The 25,332-nt window shown below is 41.7% G+C and carries 23 protein-coding genes; 11 read left to right on the top strand and 12 right to left on the bottom strand.

What is annotated here, in order from left to right; translation table 11 throughout:
- Positions 1-179: 179 nt before the first annotated feature.
- The 5 genes from FQ608_RS03620 to FQ608_RS03600 all read right to left on the bottom strand — a co-directional run bounded on the left by FQ608_RS03620 (position 180) and on the right by FQ608_RS03600 (position 3,751).
- Complete coding sequence (locus FQ608_RS03620) at positions 180-872, bottom strand: hypothetical protein (RefSeq protein ID WP_158856443.1); 693 nt, start codon at positions 870-872, stop codon at positions 180-182.
- A gap of 58 nt (positions 873-930) precedes the next feature.
- On the bottom strand, positions 931-1,545 hold the full coding sequence (locus FQ608_RS03615; RefSeq protein WP_158856442.1) for a hypothetical protein: 615 nt from the start codon (positions 1,543-1,545) through the stop codon (positions 931-933).
- 221 nt (positions 1,546-1,766) lie between these two features.
- Entirely contained in the window at positions 1,767-2,321 is a 555-nt protein-coding gene (locus FQ608_RS03610; RefSeq protein ID WP_158856441.1) for a hypothetical protein, read from the bottom strand.
- A 21-nt stretch (positions 2,322-2,342) separates the two neighbouring features.
- Positions 2,343-3,038, bottom strand: coding sequence for a hypothetical protein (locus FQ608_RS03605; RefSeq protein WP_158856440.1), 696 nt, complete (start codon positions 3,036-3,038; stop codon positions 2,343-2,345).
- A gap of 173 nt (positions 3,039-3,211) precedes the next feature.
- On the bottom strand, positions 3,212-3,751 hold the full coding sequence (locus FQ608_RS03600) for a hypothetical protein (protein WP_158856439.1): 540 nt from the start codon (positions 3,749-3,751) through the stop codon (positions 3,212-3,214).
- A 424-nt stretch (positions 3,752-4,175) separates the two neighbouring features.
- On the opposite strand from FQ608_RS03600, the gene FQ608_RS03595 reads away from it, so the two are divergent.
- From FQ608_RS03595 to FQ608_RS03575, 5 genes are all read left to right on the top strand, one after another.
- A complete protein-coding gene (locus FQ608_RS03595) occupies positions 4,176-8,126 on the top strand; it encodes a two-component regulator propeller domain-containing protein (RefSeq protein ID WP_158856438.1) in 3,951 nt (1,316 codons plus the stop codon).
- A 160-nt stretch (positions 8,127-8,286) separates the two neighbouring features.
- Positions 8,287-10,641 carry a TonB-dependent receptor gene (locus FQ608_RS03590; RefSeq protein ID WP_158856437.1) on the top strand — a complete coding sequence of 785 codons (2,355 nt, stop codon included), beginning with the start codon at positions 8,287-8,289 and terminating at the stop codon, positions 10,639-10,641.
- Positions 10,642-10,771: 130 nt separating this feature from the next.
- The gene (locus FQ608_RS03585; protein ID WP_158856436.1) at positions 10,772-11,416 is read left to right on the top strand and encodes a DUF4249 family protein; all 645 of its coding nucleotides are present in this window, start codon (positions 10,772-10,774) and stop codon (positions 11,414-11,416) included.
- A gap of 54 nt (positions 11,417-11,470) precedes the next feature.
- On the top strand, positions 11,471-11,647 hold the full coding sequence (locus FQ608_RS03580) for a hypothetical protein (protein ID WP_158856435.1): 177 nt from the start codon (positions 11,471-11,473) through the stop codon (positions 11,645-11,647).
- Between the two features lie 48 nt (positions 11,648-11,695).
- On the top strand, positions 11,696-12,295 hold the full coding sequence (locus FQ608_RS03575) for a DUF6624 domain-containing protein (protein ID WP_158856434.1): 600 nt from the start codon (positions 11,696-11,698) through the stop codon (positions 12,293-12,295).
- A 24-nt stretch (positions 12,296-12,319) separates the two neighbouring features.
- Here FQ608_RS03575 and FQ608_RS27980 read toward each other — a convergent pair whose 3' ends face one another.
- Together FQ608_RS27980 and FQ608_RS03565 are read right to left on the bottom strand one after the other, a co-directional pair.
- Positions 12,320-12,622, bottom strand: coding sequence for a DUF5615 family PIN-like protein (locus tag FQ608_RS27980; protein WP_394351629.1), 303 nt, complete (start codon positions 12,620-12,622; stop codon positions 12,320-12,322).
- A gap of 41 nt (positions 12,623-12,663) precedes the next feature.
- Positions 12,664-12,891, bottom strand: coding sequence for a DUF433 domain-containing protein (locus FQ608_RS03565; RefSeq protein WP_158856433.1), 228 nt, complete (start codon positions 12,889-12,891; stop codon positions 12,664-12,666).
- A gap of 164 nt (positions 12,892-13,055) precedes the next feature.
- Between FQ608_RS03565 and FQ608_RS03560 the strand changes: the two genes are divergently transcribed.
- The 3 genes from FQ608_RS03560 to FQ608_RS03550 all read left to right on the top strand — a co-directional run bounded on the left by FQ608_RS03560 (position 13,056) and on the right by FQ608_RS03550 (position 17,176).
- A complete protein-coding gene (locus FQ608_RS03560; RefSeq protein WP_158856432.1) occupies positions 13,056-14,816 on the top strand; it encodes an amidohydrolase in 1,761 nt (586 codons plus the stop codon).
- A gap of 65 nt (positions 14,817-14,881) precedes the next feature.
- Positions 14,882-16,693, top strand: coding sequence for an alpha/beta hydrolase-fold protein (locus tag FQ608_RS03555; protein WP_158856431.1), 1,812 nt, complete (start codon positions 14,882-14,884; stop codon positions 16,691-16,693).
- A 36-nt stretch (positions 16,694-16,729) separates the two neighbouring features.
- Entirely contained in the window at positions 16,730-17,176 is a 447-nt protein-coding gene (locus FQ608_RS03550) for a choice-of-anchor X domain-containing protein (RefSeq protein WP_158856430.1), read from the top strand.
- A gap of 83 nt (positions 17,177-17,259) precedes the next feature.
- Here the strand turns inward: FQ608_RS03550 and FQ608_RS03545 are convergent, their stop codons facing one another.
- Complete coding sequence (locus FQ608_RS03545) at positions 17,260-17,607, bottom strand: tRNA-binding protein (protein WP_158856429.1); 348 nt, start codon at positions 17,605-17,607, stop codon at positions 17,260-17,262.
- Positions 17,608-17,749: 142 nt separating this feature from the next.
- A complete protein-coding gene (locus FQ608_RS03540) occupies positions 17,750-21,031 on the bottom strand; it encodes an amidohydrolase family protein (RefSeq protein ID WP_158856718.1) in 3,282 nt (1,093 codons plus the stop codon).
- A 490-nt stretch (positions 21,032-21,521) separates the two neighbouring features.
- Between FQ608_RS03540 and FQ608_RS03535 the strand changes: the two genes are divergently transcribed.
- The 3 genes from FQ608_RS03535 (at position 21,522) to FQ608_RS03525 (ending at position 23,008) form a co-directional block, all read left to right on the top strand.
- Positions 21,522-21,713: a hypothetical protein gene (locus tag FQ608_RS03535; protein ID WP_158856428.1), complete on the top strand. Its 192-nt coding sequence runs from the start codon at positions 21,522-21,524 to the stop codon at positions 21,711-21,713.
- 353 nt (positions 21,714-22,066) lie between these two features.
- On the top strand, positions 22,067-22,480 hold the full coding sequence (locus tag FQ608_RS03530; RefSeq protein ID WP_158856427.1) for a GNAT family N-acetyltransferase: 414 nt from the start codon (positions 22,067-22,069) through the stop codon (positions 22,478-22,480).
- Between the two features lie 237 nt (positions 22,481-22,717).
- Positions 22,718-23,008: a hypothetical protein gene (locus tag FQ608_RS03525; RefSeq protein WP_158856426.1), complete on the top strand. Its 291-nt coding sequence runs from the start codon at positions 22,718-22,720 to the stop codon at positions 23,006-23,008.
- Between the two features lie 33 nt (positions 23,009-23,041).
- On the opposite strand, the gene FQ608_RS03520 is transcribed toward FQ608_RS03525, so the two are convergent.
- The 3 genes from FQ608_RS03520 to moaC are packed head-to-tail and all read right to left on the bottom strand — an operon-like array spanning position 23,042 to position 25,325.
- Entirely contained in the window at positions 23,042-24,226 is a 1,185-nt protein-coding gene (locus FQ608_RS03520; RefSeq protein ID WP_158856425.1) for a THUMP domain-containing class I SAM-dependent RNA methyltransferase, read from the bottom strand.
- 18 nt (positions 24,227-24,244) lie between these two features.
- The gene (locus FQ608_RS03515; protein ID WP_262885467.1) at positions 24,245-24,850 is read right to left on the bottom strand and encodes an NTP transferase domain-containing protein; all 606 of its coding nucleotides are present in this window, start codon (positions 24,848-24,850) and stop codon (positions 24,245-24,247) included.
- Positions 24,831-25,325 (bottom strand): cyclic pyranopterin monophosphate synthase MoaC, encoded by a 495-nt coding sequence (gene moaC / locus FQ608_RS03510; RefSeq protein ID WP_158856423.1) that lies wholly within the window; start codon positions 25,323-25,325, stop codon positions 24,831-24,833. Before moaC ends, FQ608_RS03515 begins: the two co-directional genes overlap by 20 nt.
- Positions 25,326-25,332: the final 7 nt, after the last annotated feature.

Here is a 25,332-nt window from a genome sequence, read left to right as displayed (position 1 = left end):
TCAATTTAAATAATTGCGATCCTAAGCTGGCATACCTAGGCTTACTTACAAATGTGATATTTCAAAAAAAAACTTGATATAAAGCATGTAACAAAATATATCAGTTCTGTAACATTTGGACAAAAAAACGCCTTTCAAGGATGAAAAAAGATATGGGGAAAAAATAATTCAATATCAATTTATGATCCTCCAACCCTTACCCATTCGAGATCATCCGGTAAATTTTCCAATTTCGTGACTTTGATGACCTCTGGAAAAACAACTCCATTTATTGACCTAAACACCTCCTCGATTTCGTATTGAACAATGTTCCAGCCTTTTTCGAGGTCAAGGTCAAAAATGGTAAAGCTATCAAAATTCTCATCACCCGAACCCGTATAGGTTTTCGTCATGCAGGTACCTTTTGCGGATGCTTTTTCTTCGGAAAAATAAAACTGTAAATAATATCCCAATCCAATATTCCCTTGTTGATCATGATGCAACCAATTTGCAATGGTGGGGCTGTTGACCGCGTAAACACTTCCGTGCTGAGCATTTTTCCTTCTATCCGTAATTATCAGGTCCGGCAAACCGGAAACCAAGCAATGGGGATTTTCGAATTCAACGTCAGGATACCTACAGGTAAAAGTACCTTCGACAGTAGGCAATTTTAACGTGAATCCTTTAGGAGCCTTTCTCTGCGCTTTTGCAGCCATTTTCTTGATTTCTTCCAGGTAGGTATCCGACAAGGGAATAGTAATCCTACCCTCATCATCAATTTCGCCCCAAGTGTATGTTTCACCTGTTACGATATCATTAGAAATAATCAGACCTTTTCCATTAGAATAATCAGAGACAATGCCCGATAAGGTGCCCTGGGCAATTGTCTCCAAGTGGAAGTTTAAAATGAAAAGGAATAATAGCAAATAGGCGGTTTTTAGCATTTTATATTCAATCTATCAAATCATCATCTTCCGGTCTCATTTCAAAATCCAGCCGTTCGATTGTTACGTTTCGGGATCCGTTAAATGTCGCCAATTTTAGTACTCTGATCGATCCTTTGAGCAATCTGCCTTCTCTCCACAATTTTACCTTTCCATTGCTGGATTCAAATCGGTAAAAGGACACGTAGTCTCTTCTATCTTCATCACTCCAATAAGATACTATCGCATATTCCTCAAAATTCTGTAATTGATTGATATATGCTGTAGTGTATTCTTTATCCTTAGTCCAAGGCTTTGATGCATTGGTTTTGATGGAAATCGAAAGGACATCATTACTCCTTGGGTGGTCAGCCGGAGGATACAGATTGATTACCATAGAAGCATCAGAGTTGCCCGCTGTAATGGCAAGGTAAGTACTTGCTTCTTCTTCGAAATCCTGATTACCGCCGGCAACAGCCACAAATTTGTCTTCATCATAAGTGATTTCAGTATTGACATCACCTGTTATTACTGCTGTGAATTTTTCAGGGTTCAATACCCCTGTGGGAGAATTGTCATCTTCACAAGAAACCAAAAGTATAGACATCAGGAAGGCAATCATTGGGAGTTTCAAAGTTTTCATGATACAGCGTTTTATAAGTAAAATAAATAAAGAAGGGAAAAAGGTATATTTCTTTTATGTTGATTGATGTTGGATCAAATGTATCCGCAATAAAGTCATTGAGATAAAAGAAATGTATCAAATAATCATACTGATGTAACATAACAAAAAAACCTGTCCATTAATGTGGACAGGTTATTGGTCGGTATTTAAGTTTCAAATAAATAGTTACCCCAAAAAAATCAATTCCGTCTCGGCGCAAAAAACTCCCCTTCAGTGATGGTTTTGGTTTTACCGCTCAGAAAGTCTATAACTACTTCCTTGAATTTACCTTTGACGAAGTTTGGTTTGATTTCAGTTATTTCAAGATTCACATTAGGATTTTTGACATCAGTAGTATAAGCTATGTATTCAACGTCAAGGGCGTATCCGAGAAGAACCCCTTTTAAACCAAACTCAAATGGTACAAGTCCAGTGTAAGTTTTTTCCTTGATGGGTGAAGTTTCAGTAAGAATGACGGCAATAGATTCTTCCAAACTATTTTGACCTGATGATTGCCTTCCCCCTGATAAAGCCAAAGAATAGGTGCCATTTGACCCTGGCTCAATTTCAACACTCAACAAGGTTTCAGTTTTAAACTCAACAATTTTTCCGTCAACTTTTGCTTTCAAGAAATACCCGGAATTGTCGGTGTCAGCAGGATTTATATCATCTTCCTCATTGCTTTCACAAGATGAACTCGCAAATAATAGCATTACAGCAAGTAGTGCCCAGTTAATCTTTATTATTTTTTTCATAATAGTTTGTCTTTCAATGCATTAATAATAGATCCCCACCCAAAGCATTTTCGAAGGATCTTTCAAATTGCTGATGCTTACTTTGGAAGGAAAAGATGCCCTGACATCGGGATCAGTTTCATAAACTTCCTCGATAGTATATTCTACCCAGTTAAATCCCTTTGTTAACTGAACATCAAAAATATATTCTGTTGGAACTTCTTCGTTGTCTGCCGCATAGACGCTGCTGATGCAGGTCATATTTACAGTTATATCTTCCTCCGCATAGATAACTTCATAAAAAGACCCTTTTACAGCATTGTTGTATCCGCCATCTTCTAGCCATGGAATAAGATTTTCATCGGAAACCAAAAATACAGTGCCTGCCCATTCTCCTTTGTTTGTCAACCTGACATAATCCTGTCTTGCTGCCCGTTTTTCAGCATCATCTCCGAAATCATTTGAGTCGTTGCACTTGAAGTAGAAATTAAAATAAAGTGGACCAATGGACATAGAGCGATTGTCTTCTGATATATGATCTATGGTTAGGTTAGCAAGGTTGGCGGTGAATTCCCCCTTCTTGTTAACCGTTCCAATTGAAATGGGATTATCCATTCCAAATAGCATAAGTACCATATCCATTTCGGATTTTCCATGATTTTTGATTTTCCCTCTCATTTCTTGCGCATTAGCACAGAAAAAACAGCACATATACAGGAGGATTAAAGTGGATTTCATAGCGTAAATTTTAATTAGTTTTCAGGTAGTAGTGTGATTGTTATTGTCAAAATTATTCGAAAATTACGCATAGTAATATCAAGCATGTATCAAAGTATCAGACGGATGTAACATTGGAAAAAAACTAATTTCTAATTATAAAAAGTGCATAGCATTTTAAGCACGCGCATGTGCTATTGAAGGTTGGTAAATTCAAGCTGAGCTGCAAAATCCCACAAATCTTCATGCTGTAAATGGGTGCCTTTGATCGACACTAAAAATCTGCCAGCATGAATAAACTCAAGCTCTGCGATTCCTTCCTTTCTGTTTTCAGCTTCCCAGACCCGCTGACCATTTCTTTCAAGTATTCTAGAAAATCCATCGGTCTTTATTTCCTCAAAATCCGAATTCAATTTTTGAATACTTCCGGCCAAAAGTACAGAAGCAATCGGTCCTGCCCCATCCATAATATCTATTAAAATAGTCTTGGATATTTCTGCCTCGTGATGATACGTACATTGTATGGCACTAATTTCAATCGGTTCTTTATGGCCAATTAGTGTTTGTGTTTTCAAATACCTACCTACCTTTTCGGGAAGTAACTTTCTTAAAGTACTTTTTGAAAGAGGCACAAGACTTTTAAGCTTTGAAGCAGCTTGCAAATCAGGTTCCCCAACAATATTTTCGGCGTTGTAGCATGAAAGTTGTATCTCCGAATTTTTTGATCCATCCATCTGTTTTTGACAACCTATCCCAAAAGTCATCAAGCAGTAGACAAGAAAAGCCATTCCTTTTGGAGTAATTGAAGACCATTTTTTCCAGTAAAACATCCGCTGTTATAATAGATTGACCAATGAGATCCAAAACATTCAATATACGGTCAAAAGTATATATTTAATAATCCTGGGTGTATTCCATTTGTATCTAAAAATATAACCCATGTAACATCGGTTGTGATTTTCAAATCAAACATTTAAAAAAATATGAATTTGTAAGTTATAAAGGAACTAGTTCGAAAAAATGGATTTAATTTTTTTTTAAAAAATTGCTCTTTTTATGGGTTAAAACTTTATATTAGGAAGACTAATTAGTTGTTTGAAGACTGAAAAATAAATTTTAGTGCCAAAATTATCGTTTAATTTAAACTTTCCGGTTATTGTGTTTTTGTTCATTACTGGAACAACGAATTGGACGTTTTCTCAAGTAGACCTGTCGTTTAGGCAACTTTCAGTAAACGATGGTCTTTCTCAAAACTCAGCCGTGTCCGTTGCGCAAGATCAAGATGGTTTTTTGTGGATAGCCACTCAGGAAGGATTAAACCGCTATGATGGAAAGGAATTTAAGGTTTTTGACAGAAAATTTACTGATATAACCCAAGAGTCGCACCTTCAGCTGGGAAAGGTATATGCCGATAGTAAAAATAGGATTTGGATTATTCCAGATACTTCAATACCAGAAAAACTAAATCCATCAGGAAAAGAATTTATACCAGTTGCGGGAATAAATGCAGCAAGCTGTATCCAAGAAGATGGCAAGGGTAATATATGGATTGGCAGTTTTTCCGGACAACTTTTTAAGTGGAATGAATCCGTACAATCCTTTGAGATAAATTGGACGGACCCTTCCCGGGAAATTATAGATATTGATGTTTTTGATGACAGTAATTTGCTTTTAACTTTTAAAGACGCAGTGGCTATTTGGCAGATTCATACCCAAACTATCAGGTTTTTGGAGCTGCCAGATGGGAATTTCAATTTTTCTTGTAGTAACAGGGACTCAGCGGGAAATATTTGGATTGGAACTTTAAACGCAGGCATATGGCTCGTGGAAAACGGGAGTCTAACCGCAAAGCCCATCCATGAACTAATAGAAGACCAAACAGCTGATGTATCTTCAACTATGGTTTTGGATATCAAGGAGGATTCAATGGGGAATACTTGGGTAGCTACTTATGGAGACGGCTTGACTAAGTTTAATTTGAATCAAAGATCAGCAATTAATTATTCGTATAGCAAGCAAAATCCCCGATCTCTCCATTACAACGACGTTCTCTGCGTATTTGAAGATTATACAGGTACGCTTTGGTTTGGGACGGATGGTGGAGGACTCAGTTTTTATGACGTTTACCTGGAAAAGTTCAGTTTCTTTCACAACCAACAGGTTCCTGAGGATGTCAATATAGATGTTGTCAGAGCCTTATTTGTGGATAAATATGAAACAATTTGGATAGGCACTTCAGGGAAAGGATTAACATCTTACATTCCCAAATCACGTTCATGGAAAACTTATACCAAGTCAGAAGGGAGTCCGACTAGTATCAGCAGCAACCGGATAATGAGTTTGTTAGGAGATGGAAATGGGAAACTTTGGATCGGGTATCAGGAGGAGGGTATCAGCATTTTGGATCTTGAGTCAGGCGAGTTCCGACATTATAATGATGATAGTAGTATTAAGTTGCCAGCAACTACAGTTTGGAAGATATACAAAGACGGTAATGGAAGGTTTTGGTTGGCGACGAGAAATGACGGATTGATTCATTTTGACCCTGAGAAGGGGGTTTTGAAACAATATATCCATGACCCTAATGATTCTCTCAGTATACCGGGAAATAATATCCGAACATTAGAAGAGGGGAGAAATGGAGATTTATGGATAGGAACCGAAAATCATGGAATAGCGAGGTTAGATATGACTTCTGGAAGCTTCCATTCCCTGTCCTTCCAAGAAGGAAACCCCCTATCTATTTCCTCCAATAGTATCAAATCCCTTTATTTTGACGGAGGAAATTTACTTTGGATAGGAACAAACGGAAATGGGATCAATGCACTGAATATCGATACCTATGAGTTAGTTAGTATTACTACCAAAGACGGCTTAGCAAATGATGTGGTCTATGGGATTTTGCCTGATGCTTCTGGCAACTTATGGCTGAGTTCAAATAAGGGTATCACAAAAATCACCGCTCATCTCTCCAAATCTCCATATTATACCATTACCAATTACACCAATTATGATGGGCTTGCTACCGAGTTCAATACAGGCGCTTATTTTAAGAATACAGATGAAACGTTGTATTTTGGAAGTTTAGAGGGTTTTTATTGGTTTCGCTCAGCTGATATTTCCTTTAATAACGTCCCACCAAAAACAGCCATAACGGAATTACATGTTTTTGACAAGCCTGTAGATATCGACGAAAAAATCACGTTAAACTATGATGAAAATACACTTACCATAACCATGGCAAGTCTGGTTTTTTCTTCTCCTAACAAAAATGAATTCCAATACAAACTTGAAAACCATGACGAAAACTGGATTCAGTCAGGAAACAATCAACAGGCAAGGTATACCAATTTGGCTCCTGGCATATATAATTTTCTAGCCCGATCGAGCAATTATGACGGTATCTGGACTGAAGAACCTGTAACGGTTCAATTTACCATTCTTCCACCTTGGTATTTGAATTTTTGGTCAAAACTGGTTTATTCGGTGGTTTTTATTATGGCTGTAATCTGGATATATCAATATCTAAAATGGCGTTGGCAAATAAAGTTTCTTATTCAGATGAAAGAAGAAGAAGCCAACAGACTCGTGGAAATTGACAGATTCAAAACAAATTTGTTCACCAATATTTCTCATGAATTTAGAACTCCATTAACGCTTATTGTCGGCCCTGTAGACCGGCTGATGACTGCGTCAGAAAACCCTATTTTCAAGTCACAGCTTAACCTGATCAAACAAAATTCACAGCGCCTTTTAAATCTTGTTGATCAATTGTTGGAAGTTTCCAAAATAAAATCAGGAAAGCTTGAGCTAAAAATCCAAAGAGGAAATTTGGGTCTGCTTTTACAGTCTATCGTGTCAAATTTCTTTTATTTTGCGGCTGAAAGAGATATCAGGATCCATAGTGAAATTCCCTTGATCACTGAAGTTTGGTTTGATCCTGACAAGATCGAAAAAATCGTTGGTAACCTCTTACAGAACGCAATCAAATACGGCAAGCCTGGGACAGAGGTCTACCTCATATCCAAAAGCAAAGAAAGAAAGTTGTTTTTATCGATTTCCAATCAAAGTATGGTCAGGTATTCGGAAATGGAAATTTCACGTTTATTTGATAAATTTTACAAACCTAATACCAAAACAGATGGATTTGGTATTGGCCTTCCGTTGGTCAAAGATTTGGTAGAACTAAATAGAGGGACAATTAACATTCACTTAGAAGGCAAGGATTGTTTTAAGGTAGAATTGGAAATACCGCTCGAAAAATATTTCTTCCGTCCAGAGCAGGTAGTTGACGAAGAAGCGTATGTGGAAGGCAATGAAGAGAAAAGTAATGAAATTATAGCAGGAGATAATGCCCCACTTGTCTTGGTTGTAGAGGACAACTCGAAAATTCGCTCGTTTTTAATCAGTGAAATTAGACCTTATTACAAAATTCTTGAAGCTCAAAATGGTCGGGAAGGACTTTTTTTAGCATTGAATAAAATTCCCGATTTGATCATATCAGATGTAATGATGCCTGATATGGACGGAATAGAGCTTTGTCAAATATTAAAGAACGACGAAAAGACCTCCCACATCCCCATCATCTTGTTAACTGCCAAGTCGGAAGAAGACAATATTCTAAAAGGCCTTGAGGTAGGTGCTGATGACTATATGCTTAAACCTTTTAGAACCAAACAACTTTTGGTAAGGATAGAAAAACTTATCGAATTGCGAAGGAACTTACGGATCAGATATTCAGGTAAGACAAGTGTCTCCCCAAATGAAATCGCAATAACATCCACGGATGAGAAATTCCTCGAAAAAATTCAATGTATTGTTGACAATGACCTCGGGGATTCGAATTTTACGGTTGATGATTTCTGCAACAGACTTGGAATGAGTAGGATGCAGTTGCATAGAAAACTAAAGGCACTTACCGGGCTTTCTACTTCGGCTTTTATCCGTGACCAAAGACTCCGGATGGCCATTCAACGACTGAAAAAATCCGGTGAGTCCATTTCTGAAATAGCCTATGCGGTGGGTTTCAGCTCGCCTTCTTATTTTATCAAGTGCTTTAAAGAAACCTATGGGGTTACTCCTAATGATTTTTTGGAAAAGGAAAATTAATCGCAAAAGACTATCAATCTACGGAATGCTAATTTTAAGTTGGATTGAACGCAAGAATCCTTAATTACATCAGAATTTTTTAAAGTCTTTTAACAATGTCAACTATAAACAATCCACTAGGGTTGCCTTATGTTTGTAGAATAAACTAAGAAGGTAGCACATGGTAAAAGGGATTTACTGGTTGATCTTTATTGGGAATCCATTGATATTGTTTGGTCAGCAGCGGCTTAGCGGCTATGTGGAGGATGCGGATTCCGGCGAGCGGTTGTTTGGCGCCAGCGTGTGGGTGGCGGGTACCAGCCAAGGCACGACAACAAATTTTTACGGATACTTTTCACTGCTTTCGGCTGAGGAAAATGCGGTATTGAAGGTTTCTTATGTGGGTTACGAACCGATTGAGATCGCCATCACGGACCAAGATCCATTCGCATTACTGATAAAGCTTGACCCGCTTGGTGACTTGGAAGAAGTAACTATAACGTCATCGAGGGAGCTTCCTCCGGAGCGGCAGGCGCAGGTATCGGCAGTTTCCATTCCGATCAAGCAAATTCAGCAACTGCCGGCAGTGGGAGGGGAGGTGGACCTGATGCGTGGTCTACAGCTTTTGCCCGGCGTGCAAAGCGGCCGTGAGGGATTGACCGGACTCTATGTACGTGGCGGCGGACCCGATCAAAATTTAATTTTATTGGATGGTATTCCTCTGTATAATGTATCTCACTTGGGAGGTATATTTTCGGTATTTAATCCAGATATCCTTTCGGATGTCAACCTGATAAAAGGCGGCTTTCCGGCCCGTTATGGTGGAAGGCTGTCTTCGGTATTGAACATTAAGGTACGGGAAGGAAATCGAAACGAAACCCAAACCCAAGGAGCGATAGGTTTGGCTTCCGCCAGGCTAAGTCATGAAGGTCCTATTACCAAGGGAAAAGGTTCCTACCTTCTGGCAATGCGGAGATCATATATAGACGCGTTTACAAGGCCAATCAGCAGAATTACATCTGGCGGGGAAACTTCTTTCGGATATACCTTTTACGACCTCAACGGTAAAATAAACTATGACTTAAGTGGAAAGGATAAAGTCTATGCCAGCGTCTACACGGGACATGACCGGGCGGTAGTGAATACATCAAGCAGTGATGATATCAAAGCCTCAAGCAATTTCCAGTGGGGGAATGTATTGGCCACAGCGCGGTGGAACCGACTCGTGTCGGACCGTATATTTACCAACCTTTCGCTGGGGTATACCCGGTATAACTATTCCATTGGGTTTGACCAAGAAGAGTTGGACACGGACAATGCTTTTCTGTTTAACTATTCCTCCGGAATCGAAGACCTTAGCCTACGCTATGATTGGGAATTTTATCTGAACAACAAGCACAGCCTTCGGACAGGCCTGCACTTTACCGAACACTTCTTTACACCCGGGGTAAATCTATTCCGTACCCAACAGGAAACGGTGAAAACAGATACTGTTTTTGGATCCTTTAATGTCAACGCCCGAGAGCTTTCTGTCTATGTGGAAGATGACTGGGAAATCAGTAAACGGCTCCGGATGAACTTGGGTTTGCACCTGAATGGCTATCATGTCAACGGGGCCAATTACCTTTCCCCGCAGCCAAGAGTCACGGCCAGCTATATGACCGGAGCTCGGTCCGCAGTAAAGCTATCCTACGCGCAGATGCAGCAAAACGTTCATTTGCTAAGCAGCAGCGGTGCGGGTTTGCCCACAGACCTGTGGGTTCCTGCAACCGAGCGTACAGCCCCGCAGTTTTCGTCACAAATTACGGCAGCGTACAATAAGAGTTTTTCGGGTGGTTATGAGGCTTCTGCGGAGGTATATTATAAAACAATGGACAACCTTATCGCTTATTCCGATGGTGTCAACTGGCTGGAAGGAGCGGAGGATTGGCAGGATAAGATAGAAAGAAACGGTCAAGGTCTTTCAAGGGGCTTGGAGCTTTTTCTGCATAAAAAGGAAGGCAGATTTACGGGATGGATCGGCTATACCTTGGCCAAGTCTGACCTGCAATTTGAAACGATTAATGAAGGCCGGTCTTTCCCAGACCGCTTTGACCGTCGACATGATGTAGGACTTTTTCTTAACTATGAAATAAACAAACGCGTATCGGTCTCTGGAACATGGGTATACGGAACCGGAAATGCGATAACCTTGGGTCAGTCACGTTATATGGGGGTAGCTGAGGGAATTCCCAATTTAAGTGATCAACGCTTTGGCTTTAACCGTCACGTAGAGTACTATGAAGGTCGGAATAATTTTCGGATGCGGGCCTACCATAGGGCCGATGTAGGCATACGGTTTACCAAACCTAAAAAGTGGGGAGAGCGCACCTGGAACCTTGGGTTCTACAACGCATACAGCCGTGCCAATCCATTTTACTACTATTGGTCAAACCAAAGCTTATTCTTTTTTAACAGTGCAGATGACTCCCGGTCTCTTCGACAAATTGCGCTGTTCCCGATTATCCCATCTTTCAGTTATGAGTTTAAATTTTAGGTTATGAAATCGAGCATGACGAGATCGTCACACACAGGGGTGATTATAGCAGCGAGATTCTCCCGAGAATCGGGACAGGCTACCCCGATAAACCGGGACAAGTTATGGCCACTGAAAAAAAATTTATAATATGAAATATCTAATTCAACTACTATTGTTTGTGACAGTATCGTCCTGCAATTTTTTTGATAGGGAAATCAACCTGGAAATTCCAGAACATACGCCACGTATAGTGGTAAATGCCATCGTGGAAGCCGGAGGCGACGAACTGCGTCTGGCAATCACGCGATCCCTGGGAATGCGGGATACCAGTTCCTTTTCCGAACCAATACCAAACCCGGAAATATTGGTTACAGTTAACGGACAAAATTATACCGAATTCCAATTGGACACCGCCAACCATTATGTGACTCCTGCCACTATTCAAACTGGGGATAGGATTGAACTTGAAGTTCGGGCTACAAATATGGAAACAGTCTTTAGCGAAACAGTAGTACCTGCCGCACCGCTTATTCGGGATGTGAAACTTGGTGGTACGGTCTATGATTTTGGTGGATCGGAAAAGCGGGAGATATCCTTTGTAATTCAGGATATCCCTTCGGAAGAAAATTTCTATTTGGTGAAATTTATACAGGAAAGGGATGATTTCCCTAACTACTTTGGAAGCCGGGGTATTGGGATAGATTCACCGATTACTTGGCTAAATTATGTGTTTTCCGGTTTGGCATTTACGGATGCCGTCTTCAGAAATGGGGAAGCAACGGTTACCATTTAGATAGATAAACACCATGTTTCAGGAATTTCCGATCAAACGTTTAATTTTCTTCTCGTGGAAACGCTGGAAAAGGCAAATTACGACTATCAGACAACTTTCTACACCCATTATTATAACCAACAGCCTGGACTGTTTGGAGGTGAACCTGTACCGATGGTGAACAATGTACGGGGAGGCTTTGGATTGTTTTCTTCCGCCGCAGGTGTAAAGATACCATTGGAGAGAGACTGATGGTTAGGTTGAACTTAAAATTACTGCAATTGATAACCTAAAATAGGGGTGGACAATCAAGAAATCGCCAACATTCTAACCGGACTGAGAGATGCTGATTTGGCACTTAGGGACAAACTTGTCCCATCGGGACAATTATTTGACGGATACCACTCGGAAATGGAGAAATTGCACCTTCGTAATGCCGACTGTTTGAATCAGTTTATTGAGCGGATCGGTTATCCAACAACAGACAAGGTAGGTGAGGAAGCTAGTGAGGCCGCTTGGCTGGTAATCCAACACGCTATCAGCTTGCCTGCTTTTATGGTTAAATGTAGGACGCTTTTGGAAGTCGCTGTATTAGAAAATAAAGCAAACCCCAAAAACCTCGCCTATCTGACAGACCGCATTGCCGTATTGAGTGGCGAACCCCAACTCTACGGCACCCAGTTTGACTGGGATGAAAACAGAGAATTAAGCCCAAATCTATATGACGACCTAGATAAAGTAAACTATAGGCGAAAAGCTATCGGTCTAAACAGCTTGGAAGATCAGACCATTTTAATTAGAAATCAGGCAAAAAGTGAGAAACGATCCTCTCCGGTAGACTTTGAGAATAGGAAGCAGGAATATGAGGCATGGAGAAAAAGTGTGGGATGGGTGAGGTGATGGAGTTTTCTCTTTGTCGAAAATCTAAATTTGCCTAATTCTTATCTTTTCTTTGGTAATAGTGATAAATACGTGACTTTGATTTTTGTAATAGGATTCTAGTGTCCAAAAAATATTCTTTTTTATCTGATCCAAATCTTGTTTATTATATCGTAAAAAAATAACAGAACAGTCTTTAATACCGTGAGAGAAAATCAATTCTCCGAAATCTTTGTCTTCTGTAATTAATAAAACTTTTTTCCGTTTAACGATTTCGATGACCAGATTGTCACTGATTCCCTGTTGGTGTTCTCGAATTGAGTAAACTTCATACCCGATGCCTACCAGTTGGTCAATAAGATCCTGTCAAACATTTTCATCTTTGATGATTATGCCCTCTCGAGCGATTCCTCATTCGCAATGATATCAGCAGCATATTCAAGTGCCGCAAAAACCTGTACTTCCGTCAAATTTGGATAACTCCTTAAAAGATCGGAAACTGTAAAACCTCCCGCAAGCTTCCGAATTAGGAGTTTCACAGTAATTCGAGTCCCTTTGATGATTGGTTTTCCAAGCATAATTTCTGGGTTTCTTTCTATGAACTGTTTATATTCCATAAATTCTTAGATTACGAGTTTCCTACTTAACTAAGGTTTGGTGGGACAAGGAACCTAGCCTCCCCCTTGCACATCCTAACCATGACCAATTTCCACCGACGCTAGATTGAGATCTTGTATTATTCAGCATAAGTTTATTATATTGAAGGGATCAAAAAGAAAGAATGAATAACACCTGCATTTTCTACCTTCACGCTTTTGTATTAGTAACCGTTTTAGGTTGTACACCTTCCAAGCAGCCTGCCGCGGATATGATTTTATTCAATGGTCAAATAATCACAATGAATAAGGACCATTCAGTTGTAGAAGCCGTTGCTATTCGGGAGGGGAGATTTTTTAAAGTTGGAGATACTGATGAAGTAATGGGTTTGGCTACAAATTCCACGGCTATCATAGATCTTGAAGGGCATACTGTTATTCCAGGATTGATTGAAGGCCATTCCCATTTCGTAGCTGCTTCCCAAAGCGAGTTTTTTGAAGAGATTCCAACGGTGGAAAATATGGGTCAATTATTTGGATGGATTTCAGAACAAACATCATTGAAGAAGGAAGGGGATTGGATCATTCATCCCAAATTCTTTTTTACGAGACTTGAAGAAATCAGGCAACCGACTAAAGAAGAATTGGACTCCCTGGCACCTAATCATCCCGTTTTCCTCAACGGAAGCTATGGAGGGATAATCAATACGAAAGCACTTGAAATTTCGGGATTGGCTGATTCTGATCACCAAGGTATAGTAAGGGATCAGGAGACTGGACAAACTAACGGCGTGTTGCTCCGCTCCGCTTTTGAATCGCTGGCCATTCCTCAAAAAACGGAACTAACAAAAAAGGAAAAAAAAGAGGCCTTAAAGGAAATGCTGCATCGCTATAACCAAGCTGGAATTACATCGGTGATTGCCGGGAGGAGCGATTGGGAGGAGCTGCGGCTATTTCAGGAGCTCCTTTCTGATGGTGAACTTACAGCAAGGTTATATCTCAATATGTCTTTTCCCTTACCTCCGTCCGTATCACTTGAAGAAATGAAAAATGCAATTGAGGATCTGGGTCTTCCGATCGGAAAGGGAAATGAGTGGATAAAAATGGGAGCTTTGAAAGCAGTGATTGATGGAGGTGTATTGACGGGAACTGCTTTTTTACGTGAGCCATGGGGTGATAAAGGAAAAGAAATTTTTGGAAGGGGCGACCCTGGCTACAGAGGAGAGTTGTACCTCAACAAAAAGGAATTGGTCAAGCTCATCACAGCGGCAGATGATTCAGGTTGGAATTTTACAGCACATGTAACGGGTGGAGGAGGCGTAGATACTTTATTGGCAGCTTTTGAAGAAGTGAATGCGTTAACCCCAATAAAAGGAAAGAGGTTTTCAATTATTCACGGGAATTTCTTTACTGATGAAGCAATCTTAAAAATGAAAAATTTAGGAATTTATGCCAATATGCAACCCGCATGGTTATATCTTGACGGCGTTTTTCTAAACCAGATGAGAGGTGAAGAACGAATGAGTGATTTCCACCCCTATAGGTCTTTGACTGAGGCGGGCATAAAGGTGGTGGGAGGTTCAGATCATATGGTAAAGTTGGATTTGAATTCATCCATCAACCCGTACAATCCTTTTTTGTCCATGGGTACCGTAGTAACGCGAAGGACAAAAAACAACACCATCCTTAACGCTGAGGAGAGAATTTCACGTCAGCAGGCACTGGAGATGTATACAATTAATAATGCTCATGCCTCTTTTGAGGAGGAAATTAAAGGCTCCATTGAAGTGGGTAAATTAGCGGATTTAGTAATATTATCAGATGATATCCTACAATGCCCGGAAGATAAAATCAAGGATATTCTCCCTGTTATGACCATTCTGGCAGGAAAGAGGGTCTATGATGCGGGTGTTCTTATGGATAGTGTGTCGACAGAATTCGACTGAAAACTCAATTGAAATTTTAATAGTTAGACATGAGCTGGTTCATTACTAAAACACATGAGGGAATTATGTTTATAATAAGAGCCGGGTTCTCTTTAGACCTACTGACGAATAGAGGTATAGCCTTATGTTCGTCGGTTTTTCTTCTATCGTGGATATTTATTTCAACCGCAGCAGCCCAAAAACCACAGGTTATAGATGGCAGCCATTTTAGCAATATGTTGGGAGAGGTAAGGAAATATAGAGTATACTTACTATCTGACTATCATGATAGCCCGGAAAGGCAATACCCGGTGATCTATTTTTATCATGGATGGTCTCAAAGGTATTTTGGAAGTAAAGAGGCAAAATCAGAAAGCGATTCCCAGCTTAGCGATGAGGAGAAAATTGCGGTATTGGGATCAAAATATGGAGTCATCGTTGTCAAGCCGGATGGGTATAACAGAAGGCCAAATGAACCTTATTATCTTCGGCCATATAATATCGGACCTGTAGAAACGCACAGGCAATTCCCCCATTATTTCCCTGAATTGGTGGAATATATCGATGCGAATTACAGAACGATTGCGGAAAGAGCGCAAAGAGGTATCACGGGTTTTTCCATGGGTGGGTTTATGAGCTTTTGGGTTGCCGGCAAATACCCACATCTGGTGTCCGCAGCTGGGAGTTTCTGCGGTTCTGCGGAGTTTGTGATTGGGCCTGTTGATTTTCCCGTGGAGTATTTTCACGGGGAGATGTACGGCAACTACGAAGGTTTGAAGTTACGGCTGCATCATGGGGAGAATGATTTTATCCGGGCTTACCATCGGGACATAGATAGGATCTGGAAGCAGGTAATGGACAATTATGAAAGTCGACAGTATCCCGGACGGCACGAACTTGTAGGCATGGAAGACATGTTTCAATTTTTTGAAGAATCATTTGATAATCCGGCAGATGTTCCTAACAGATGGAACCACATTGATGTATATCCTGAATTTTCTGTGTGGGATTATGAAGTTAGCTCCGACCGTAATTTTCCGGGGTTTACAGTCCTGGAAAATGTGGACAAGCAAGGATTTAAAATAAGTGTCCGAAGTCAACATACTAAAGGAGAAACGCTTCCCCGGACTAAATTGTCAATTACAACTGCCCCTTTGTATGGTATAAATAACGACTACCAGGTCACGATCTTTGATCTTGACAATAATAAGAAAACCCAAACTACTCTCCGTTCCAACCTTAAAGGACGTTTAAAAATTGATTTAAACGGAGGAAGGCAGGAAGTAGGCATTCATAAAATTTCCGGGAAACCCAATATTGCGATAAGTACAGTGGTAATAACCTCGGGAAATTATTCCGCATCCAAGACACATACACCAATTGAAATAACCTTAATCAACAAGGGAGGCAGCAAGGCGGAGGGGATAACAGCCGAATTAATAGGCAGAGGCTCCGCAGAACTGGAAGATAAAATTGTTCAGGTGGGTGATATCGGGGTTTTGAGTACTGCTACAGTTTCACCCTTAGTTTTTCACATTCCTTCCGAAAGTATTGGAACCCAAAAGTTCACCTTAAAGCTAAAGGATCGTAATAATAATGAATGGCAGGAGGATTTTGTCCTTCATCTAAAGCCCAAGGGCAAGCCCATTGAGCGCTTTGAAATCGCTGATGGAAGAGAGGTGACTTTTCTAAAAGGAGGAAAGGACACTGTATCCATGGTGCTGGGTGTGGGGAACGGTGACGGGATTCCTAATCCCGGAGAATCCATTGTTGTATTGGTTAATGATGGGGGAATAAACCGCCTAACTTCATTACATTCATTTAGCCCGCTAGTGGATTTGAAAAGTTCTCACACCAGAGTCTCCGATTCCTGGTCCAATTTTGACCATGTGGGATGAAGTTTTAAATATAGTAGACCGGTAATTTCTTCAAATTTGGAAGGCGAAACTGACATCACGCTTTACGCAGAATACTGGATCCCTGAATATCCTGACCACCATATCAAAGGTGGAGAAATAACGCTGAAGGTATCCGGGGAAGATAAGACCGCACCTCAGGTGGATTGGGCCTATGTCAAAGGTGACAATATCTTTCAGGCTAAATTTTACGATGGCCGGAAAATTGTCCATGCTGAAGTGACTCTTCGGTCGCAAGAAAACCCAGACCTAATCTATAATGCCACATTAAATGACCAAGGAAAATCCGGTGACAGGTCCGCTGAAGACGGGGTTTTCAGCCAAAAAATTGAGGTCAAAAAATTCGGCCTATATAATGCTGAAGTTGTAGTTGTTGACGATTTGGGCAATAAGGGTGTCTATACTATTCCTGAAAAGTTTATATTTCACGAGGTGGATTTATTCCATGAAAAGCGACTGCCTTAAAGAAGCCAAATGATAATCCGCATATTTTTAGGCATCTGAAATTCGTTATGATGGGTTCGGGTTTAACGGTAGTTTTGCGAATTTCACCCAATCCTACTTCCATTCTCCACCTTTCTTTCCGTAGAGAGAAGCGTAACAACATCACGTTCCCCCAATGCTCCTAAAACGAGGCATTCACTTCTCATGGTGGCTATTTGTTTGGGAGCAAAATTGACCACAGCGATAATCTGCCTGCCAATTAGTTCAGCAGGTTGATATAGGTCTGTAATTTGGGCGGAAGATTTCCGAACTCCAAAAGAACCAAAATCAATCAGGAGCTTGTAGGCCGGCCGCCGGGCTGCTTCAAAAACGGCCGCCTCCAACACTGTGCCTACCCGCATCTCTACCCGCTCAAATTCCTCCCAAGAAAGGGGCTCATTTTCTCTATTCATCTTTTATCCATTTGACTTAAGCAATTTTACTGCAACTCAATCGGTAATTCGTTTATTAAAATTAAACACTATCACTGTAACCACTCCGTAATTCGCAATTCATTTCTTCCCGTAATTCGTAATTCTAAATTCGTAATTAATATTACTGTAATCCGCAACCACAGCCGCTATGTGTAAAGCCGCGAATACTTTCATGCCAAGGAAATGCTTCATGAAAAAGCCCGTTTTCCCAATAAAAGGATCCCCTTTCTTTCGGTGCGTTGCCGATTTCATGCATGGTGGAAGTATCGTATAGCCTTCCATTAATCATAGTATGGGTGATGGTTTCAGAGTTTTGGATATCCTCCAGCGGATTTTTATCCATGATGATCAAGTCCGCCAGTTTACCTACCTTTAGGGACCCGATATCATCGCCCACACCAATATATTGCGCTGGATTGATGGTGGCAGCTTTTAAGGCTTCATGGTTACTCATGCCCCCCTGTACAAGACTCCACAGTTCCCAATGCGCTCCCAGTCCCTGTAATTGGCCGTGCGCACCCAAATTTACTTTTACCCCTTTTTCAGCCAGTTTGTTGACAGACTTTGAGGTTAGGATGTGGCTGTTTTCATACTCCTCATCAGGTACCATAGTCCTATGCCTGGACCGGGCATCCACAGTACCCCGGGGAGTAAACTGCAGCAGTTTTTCATTTTCCCAAACATTCGTCTTCTGATACCAATAATACTCAGCATTCAGCCCACCATAGTTTACGATAAGGGTAGGGGTATAGCCTACCTCAGTTTGACTCCAAAGTTCCAGCACATCCTTATAAACAGGAGCAATGGGTATATTATGCTCAATGCCGGTATGCCCGTCGATCACCATGGTCATATTGTGAAAAAAGGTTGACCCTCCCTCTGGTACCACATTTACTCCCAGCTCACGTGCGGCCTGCAAAACCTGCTGACGCTGATCTCTTCGAGGCTGGTTATAGGACTTGACAGAAATGGCACCAAAGGCTTTGGTACGCCTTACAGAAGATCTGGCATCATCCAATGAATTGATCACCGCCTTAAAGTCCCCATCTGCTCCGTAAAGAATAAATCCGGTGCTAAATACCCGTGGACCTACAATGGTACCGCTCTTTACCATTTCCGAAAGGGTAAAAACTGTCTCCGTATTGGCAGAGGGGTCATGTGCCGTGGTTACACCAAAGGCAAGATTGGCATAGAGTTGCCAGCTTTGCTGTACAGATAGCCCCTGCCTAAATGCACCTATATGCGCATGGGCGTCAACCATTCCAGGTAGGATGGTTTTGCCTTTCATATCGTAGGCGGTTGCCGATGCTGGCACTTTGATAATTGATGATGGGCCTACAGCCTTGATTTCATTTCCTTCAATTAGGATGGTTCCGTTTTCAATGACTTCATTCCCTTCCATAGTGATGATGCGGGCGCCTTCCAAGGCGATCATGCCGTTGGGTTTGTCCACAGCAGCCGATAGTTGAATGGGAAGTCCGGGATCTGCCTCCTTTTCTTTGGCAGGCTTTTCACCGCCCAGGAATTCAAAGCTTTCGGAAATTTTGTTGGAATAATACCTATCCCCCATGGTCCAAAAGACATCTTTGCTATCGGCAGACCAATGCAGGTTGATACCGGCATCTTTGGTCAATTGGGAAATGGGCACGGCAGTCGTTTTGTCGTCCAGGTCTACGGGTTGACCGTTTAGCACCATGGGTGCAACATAGACCTTGTGTAGATGGATAAATGCCACCCATTTGTTGTCGGGGCTGGGTACTAGGCGGTTTCCATAGCTGGATTTGATATGGGTTCTTTCATCGTGCCCATTGAGATCCACGCTTTTCAGTTCTTTGGTGATACTGCCAAAAAAAGTCCCTCCGGTCTGGAAAAATATGCGCTTCCCATTCTGGGTAAACTGTGGATTGCCACCGGCATTGGTAATAAATCGAGGATCTTCTTCATCGGAAGTGATAATATATATCCCGGGGTTTTTAGAAAAAGTTCTTCCCTGATCTAAATTGCCGGGTTCCTTACGGTAGGCGATAGTCTTCCCGTCAGGGGAATAAGCTGGTGTACGAAAAATCCCCTTTTCGGAAGTCAGGGTTTTGATGGATCCGCCAGCCAACGTGATTTCGTGGATGGCTCCTTTTTCTAGGTCATTCCAAGTCACAAAAAGTATTTTCTTTCCATCCGGGGAAAAGCTTGGCTCAGCTTCAAAGTGACTTCCTGTGGTTAGCCTTTTTGGTTTTCCATTTGGCAAAGCCTTTGTCCATATATACCCCAATGCAGTAAATGCCAAAGTTTTGCCATCGGGAGATGTGACGGCATCTTTGATCATTTTGATATCGAAATTATCTCTTTCAATCGGATGCTTGCTGTAGGCCCGGTCGGCAACCTGAATAGCCGCATCGACGCTAAAGGGAATATTCGCAACTTCTAAGCTTTTCGAGTTGATGCGTTGAATTTTACCCCCAGCCCAGATGACGAGCTGCTCATTATCCGGCATCCACGCAAATCCGGGGTATACGCCAAAAATGGCCCAGGCGGTTTGTTGGTCTTTGTTGAGTTGGTCATATACGGGCCATTCCTCCCCGGTTTCCAAGTCGTGGATGTAAAGCACGGTTTTGGTGCGCACCCGCTTTACAAATGCCAATTTTTTCCCGTCCGGTGAGACCTGAGGTCTTGCCGCGCCTCCTGGTCCGCCCGTGATTACGGTTGTTTCACCCTTTTCCAAATCATATCGCTTGATCACATAAATCTGATTGTTTGGATCACGGTTGTATTCAAAACTCCCTCCGGGAGCCACATCCTCGCTGAAATAGAGGTATTTTCCGTCAGGTGAAACAGTAGGTTCGTTCACATCCTGTTGATCATTTTTACGTTTGGTAAGCTGAAATCCAGATCCCCCGGTAATATGGTATTGCCACATTTCCCCAGCTCCAAGAGAACGTCCCGACGTAAAATGTTTGCGGGCAACCAGGTAATTGCCATCAGGCATCCAAGTCGCGTTGTTGAGTAGGCGGAACGTTTCTTTGGTAACCTGCCTGGCATCCGAACCGTCTGTTTTCATCACCCAAACATTGTCTCCCCCTCCGGCATCAGATGTAAAGGAAATCCAATTACCATCAGGGCTGAATCGAGGCTGGATTTCAAAGGGAAGACCAGTACGGATCGGGTTGGCTTTCCCACCGGAAATCGGCAGCGTATAAATATCCCCCATCAGGTCAAATGCGATGGTTTTTCCGTCAGGACTCACATCCAGATTCATCCAAGTCCCCTCATCGGTGGTGAAGTCTACTGTTTTAAAGTTCCAGTCTCCTGAGGGATTGGCTACATCCCATTTAGAATCTTCTTCCTGAGCGAAGCATGGTAATAGTGTCAGAAGGCAGATAGCCCATATATTCCCTGCAATGTTGAACATGTGGTCATTTTGTTGGTCGTGGGCAAAGATAATGGATTTTTTAGGTTTGGGTAGGTAATTTGGGATGGAGTGTGTTGGCAGAATTGTTTTGTCAATTACGAATTTCAAATTATCAACTCTCAATTACCCAATAAATCGGGTCGCAATTCCATCAAACTTATCAACCTATCAACTTATCAACCCATAAACCTATAGACCCATCAACCTATTAACTAAATTCATGTACGGGAAATGACGTATTTCTAGCAAGAAAAGGAAGAACAAGACATTTACGGGCTTGGGAGGGAAAATTTGGTATCGTACAAGCCCAACCCCTCCCAAAACATAATCGAACTATGAGACCCGAATATGTTGGGTGAGCGTAGACGAAGACCGGCTACAACCAAACACTTAGGTAATTTAGATTTTATCGTTTATAGTAAAAATGTTCATTGTAAAAGAACAATTATAATTAAAATTGGTCTTTTTAAAAAAACAATATTATGTATATTTGAGGCTCATACAGGTTTGTTGGGAACTTGATAAAACCAATGTCGAAAGGGAAACTCAGGGTCTTTACGAAGCGATGCAGGTGTATGGGTTGAGGGAAGGCCTGATTATTACGATGTACTGCGGGGATTCGCAACTTAGTGTGGTTGAAGGAGCCAATATTATTCCATGTTGGAAGTGGTTGTTGATATAGTTTACCTGATTTAGGATTTCAGATGTTTGTTGTTTTTAAGTTGATTTGCTCATGGAATTGTAAATCAATTGATATGAACTCGTAACTGCTTTTTCCCTACAATAATATCTACCAATATCCAGCCTTTCTGCCGATAGGCAGGTAATCAATAAGTATCAATTCCAATATTTCGGCCGTAGGCCGTACCCGCCTACCGGAGGGCAGGTTTCTACTTTATTTCAATTTTTTAACCCCTAGTCAATAACTCTTAATTAACCATTAATCACTACCCATTGACTCTTCCATTTATCCCTAATTTTTAGTTACTTGCTATCTATATCAAAACACATGTCTTATTTTTCCAATTATCGACCATGGTCCCAGAAGATGTAAAAATAGAGATCAACAAAAACCCCGAGGTTTCTGAACTGATGGAATTGTTTCGGCAAACTGATTGGGCAAAAAATAGGGATCCCGACAAAATTGGGTGGATGCTGGCTAAGACGGATATGTCAGTGTGCCTGCGACAGGACGGGAAATTGCTTGCTTATGGTCGCATACTTAACGACGGGTGCTTTCGGGGATTGCTGGACGACGTAGTCGTTGAAAAATCCGTTAGAGGCCAGGGTTTTGGAACTTTATTGATGAAAACCCTGATTCAAATTTCAGAGCCGTTAGAGGTGCTATTTCTCAATGCAGATCCCAAAATGAAGGGATATTATGGTAAATTTGGCTTTAGCGCATTTCAGGGCATTACGATGGTTAGGCGGAAAAAATCAGGGGGATAATTAGTCTAATTTTGTCTATTGAAATGTTATGCGTCACTTTTAAAGACACCTAGCACAATGACAAAGAAGATTTACGAAATACTCTTGGAAAACAGTAAAATTTGGGCGACAAAACTTGAAAATGCAGGTACACCTACAGGAGTAGTTATTGGACAAATAAACTTTATCAATATTACTTCAGGCTACGAATTATTTAAAAATTAGAAGAGCATTCGATAATCAATTTAACGACAATCAATGACTACTGACAATATAAAAGAAATCGGCATTGACGAAAAAGAACGCTTATTTGTTATGCCACAGACTGAACAATTTGAGTTTATTTATAGAGATGCATCGGGGGTTGGTTGGGACGACAAAGGAAGATTTCTTTATTCACCCAAACTAAAAGATATGACGTATTTTGATTGTTATAGACAAATCCTTTTGGCAACCAAAGGCGAATATGGATGTGAACTTAAAGTAAGAAGTGAAACAGACTGGACGAATATTCCTAACGAACTAAAAGATCAAATATGCGGACAATAGAAAAGCGAACGCATAACTGTGTACAATTTTTGGCTATTCAGTTTCCTGAACCGGAAACCTTCTTTTCGTCCCGGCATATAATTCGAAGTGAAGCAGCCTACAGTCCAGCGTCCCGTTATAGAAAGGAATCTTCCGCTTGGGTTTAAGCCCGATCTGTTTACCCAGATCCATATTTCCCGTAAAAACCAAGCCCGCATAGCCGGCGCATTTTTGCTTCATAAAATCACCTATCCGTTTATAGGTAGCCTCAAGCTCTGTAACATCTCCCAATCGTTGTCCGTATTCCGGATTTAGAAACACAACCCCTTGACCTCCCTCCGGTACAGTGGTTTCCGCAAAATCACAGGTTTCGAAAGTGATTAAGTGTTGAACCCCTGCTGTTTCGGTATTTATTTTGGCAGCGGTAATGGCGATTGGACTAATATCAGAAGCAATAATTGGAAACTCTAGGTCATCCTTTACCCTTAAATACACTTCCTTCTTCATCTGACGGTAGATTTTTTCGTCATATCCCAAAAAATGCATAAACGAATAATGATCTCTGTATAGTCCCGGGAAGCGGTCGGTGGCGATCAAAGCCGCTTCTATAGCCAAGGTCCCCGCACCGCACATGGGGTTGATAAAGGGACTTTTTCTGTCCCAGTTGGATGCCAATATCGTGGCTGCCGCCAAGGCCTCCATCATGGGTGCCTTGCCGGGAACTTGCCGATAGCCATGCTTAACAAGGGTTTCACCGGATGTGTTGAGATACAGGGATGCCTGATTGTTTTTCCAATACAATTGAATAACAGCTCCTTCAAAGTCCGAACCGGAATTGGGCCGGACACCAAATTGATCCCGGAAACGGTCCACGATGGCATCTTTGATCCGTACGTTCACGAAAAGGGGATTGTCGACCGTCTCGTGATCTACCGTACTTGATACGGAAAAATAGCCGTCTTTTGCCAGGTAATTTTCCCAGGGTTGGGATTTGATTTTGCCATAAAGGTCATTGACATGATGCAAGGGGAAATCAGCCAGCCAAAACAACACGTTGCTGGCGGTACGCAGATGCAGGTTTAGAAACATGCAGTCATTCAAGGAACCGGTGATGGTGACCCGTGTCCGGTACACCTCCGTCGGCGTAAAACCCAAGGCAATTATTTCCTGTTCTAAATTGGGGGCGAATCTGTCGAAACAAGTAACAGTGATTTTCCCTTTTTGTGCAAAATCAATCATGCGACAAATATACGGGGATTATTTCAATGGAGAGCGGATTTCCCCCAAAGTCCGCCGATAACCCTCGGGATCATTGACGTTTTTCAGCTCGTTTTCATCCAGGACTTCCAGCCAGGCGACATCCATCTTGAGCAATATTTTGGATGGTGAGTACTGGCCTGATTGAATTCCAAATGCGATTTCCGGATAAGCGGCTGGTTCGTAGATGGCTAATAGGGGTTCGGGAAAGCCCTTTTCTCCAGACCGAAATGCCGTCGCCTGTTTGCCGGTCTGTCTGTGGGAAATTAGGTGGGAAAGGGTCCCGACGCTAAGCAAAGGCAAATCGCAGGCGACAACCAACCAAGCAGCGTCTGGAAATTGTGCAAACGCCGCATGAATCCCGCCAATGGGTCCTATCCCTTCTCTGCTATCTTGGACGATGCAGTATTTATCACCAAGTTCTGCGGCTTGGGAAGCATTGCAGGAAAGAAAAATTTGACTGCACAGTGGTGATAAAAGCTGTACCAAATGCTCCCGCTGGTTTTGGTTATGGTACTGAAGGGTGCTTTTGTCTTTCTGCATCCTCGAACTTCTACCACCGATTAAAATTAGCCCGTTTAATGGGTTATTCCCGGGTAAAGTCACTTTTACCTCCTGTTTTTTCGATTAATTTGATCTCTTTGATTACGATATCGTGCGAAAAGCCCTTACACATATCGTAAATCGTCAATGCCGCAACTGATGCCCCAGTGAGGGCTTCCATCTCTACGCCTGTTTTCCCGGTAAGGGAAGTGGTGCACCGTATAGTGACCGTATCTGGTCCGGATGGATTTATATCTAATGTGATTTTTTCAAGTCCCAGGGGGTGGCAAAGGGGAATTAAATCCGAGGTCTTCTTGGCAGCCATGGTACCCGCGATGATAGCCGTTTGAAAAACAGGACCCTTCTTCGTTAAAATATCTGTTTCATCGAGGAGGAGGCAAAGGATTTCGTTTCCCAAAACCACATCGCAGGTAGCGGTAGCCACCCTTTTGGTCGCTGTCTTTTCACCCACATCAACCATGGTAGGATTGCCGGTTTTCTGATCCAGGTGGGTAAAATCTTTTTTGGGTGCAGTCATAACGGGG

Origin of the sequence: Lunatibacter salilacus (assembly GCF_009797935.1) — a bacterium.
Taxonomy (GTDB): Bacteria; Bacteroidota; Bacteroidia; order Cytophagales; family Cyclobacteriaceae; genus Lunatibacter; species Lunatibacter salilacus.
Note: the sequence above shows the minus strand (reverse complement) of the source record. Positions and strands in the feature narration are given on the sequence as shown.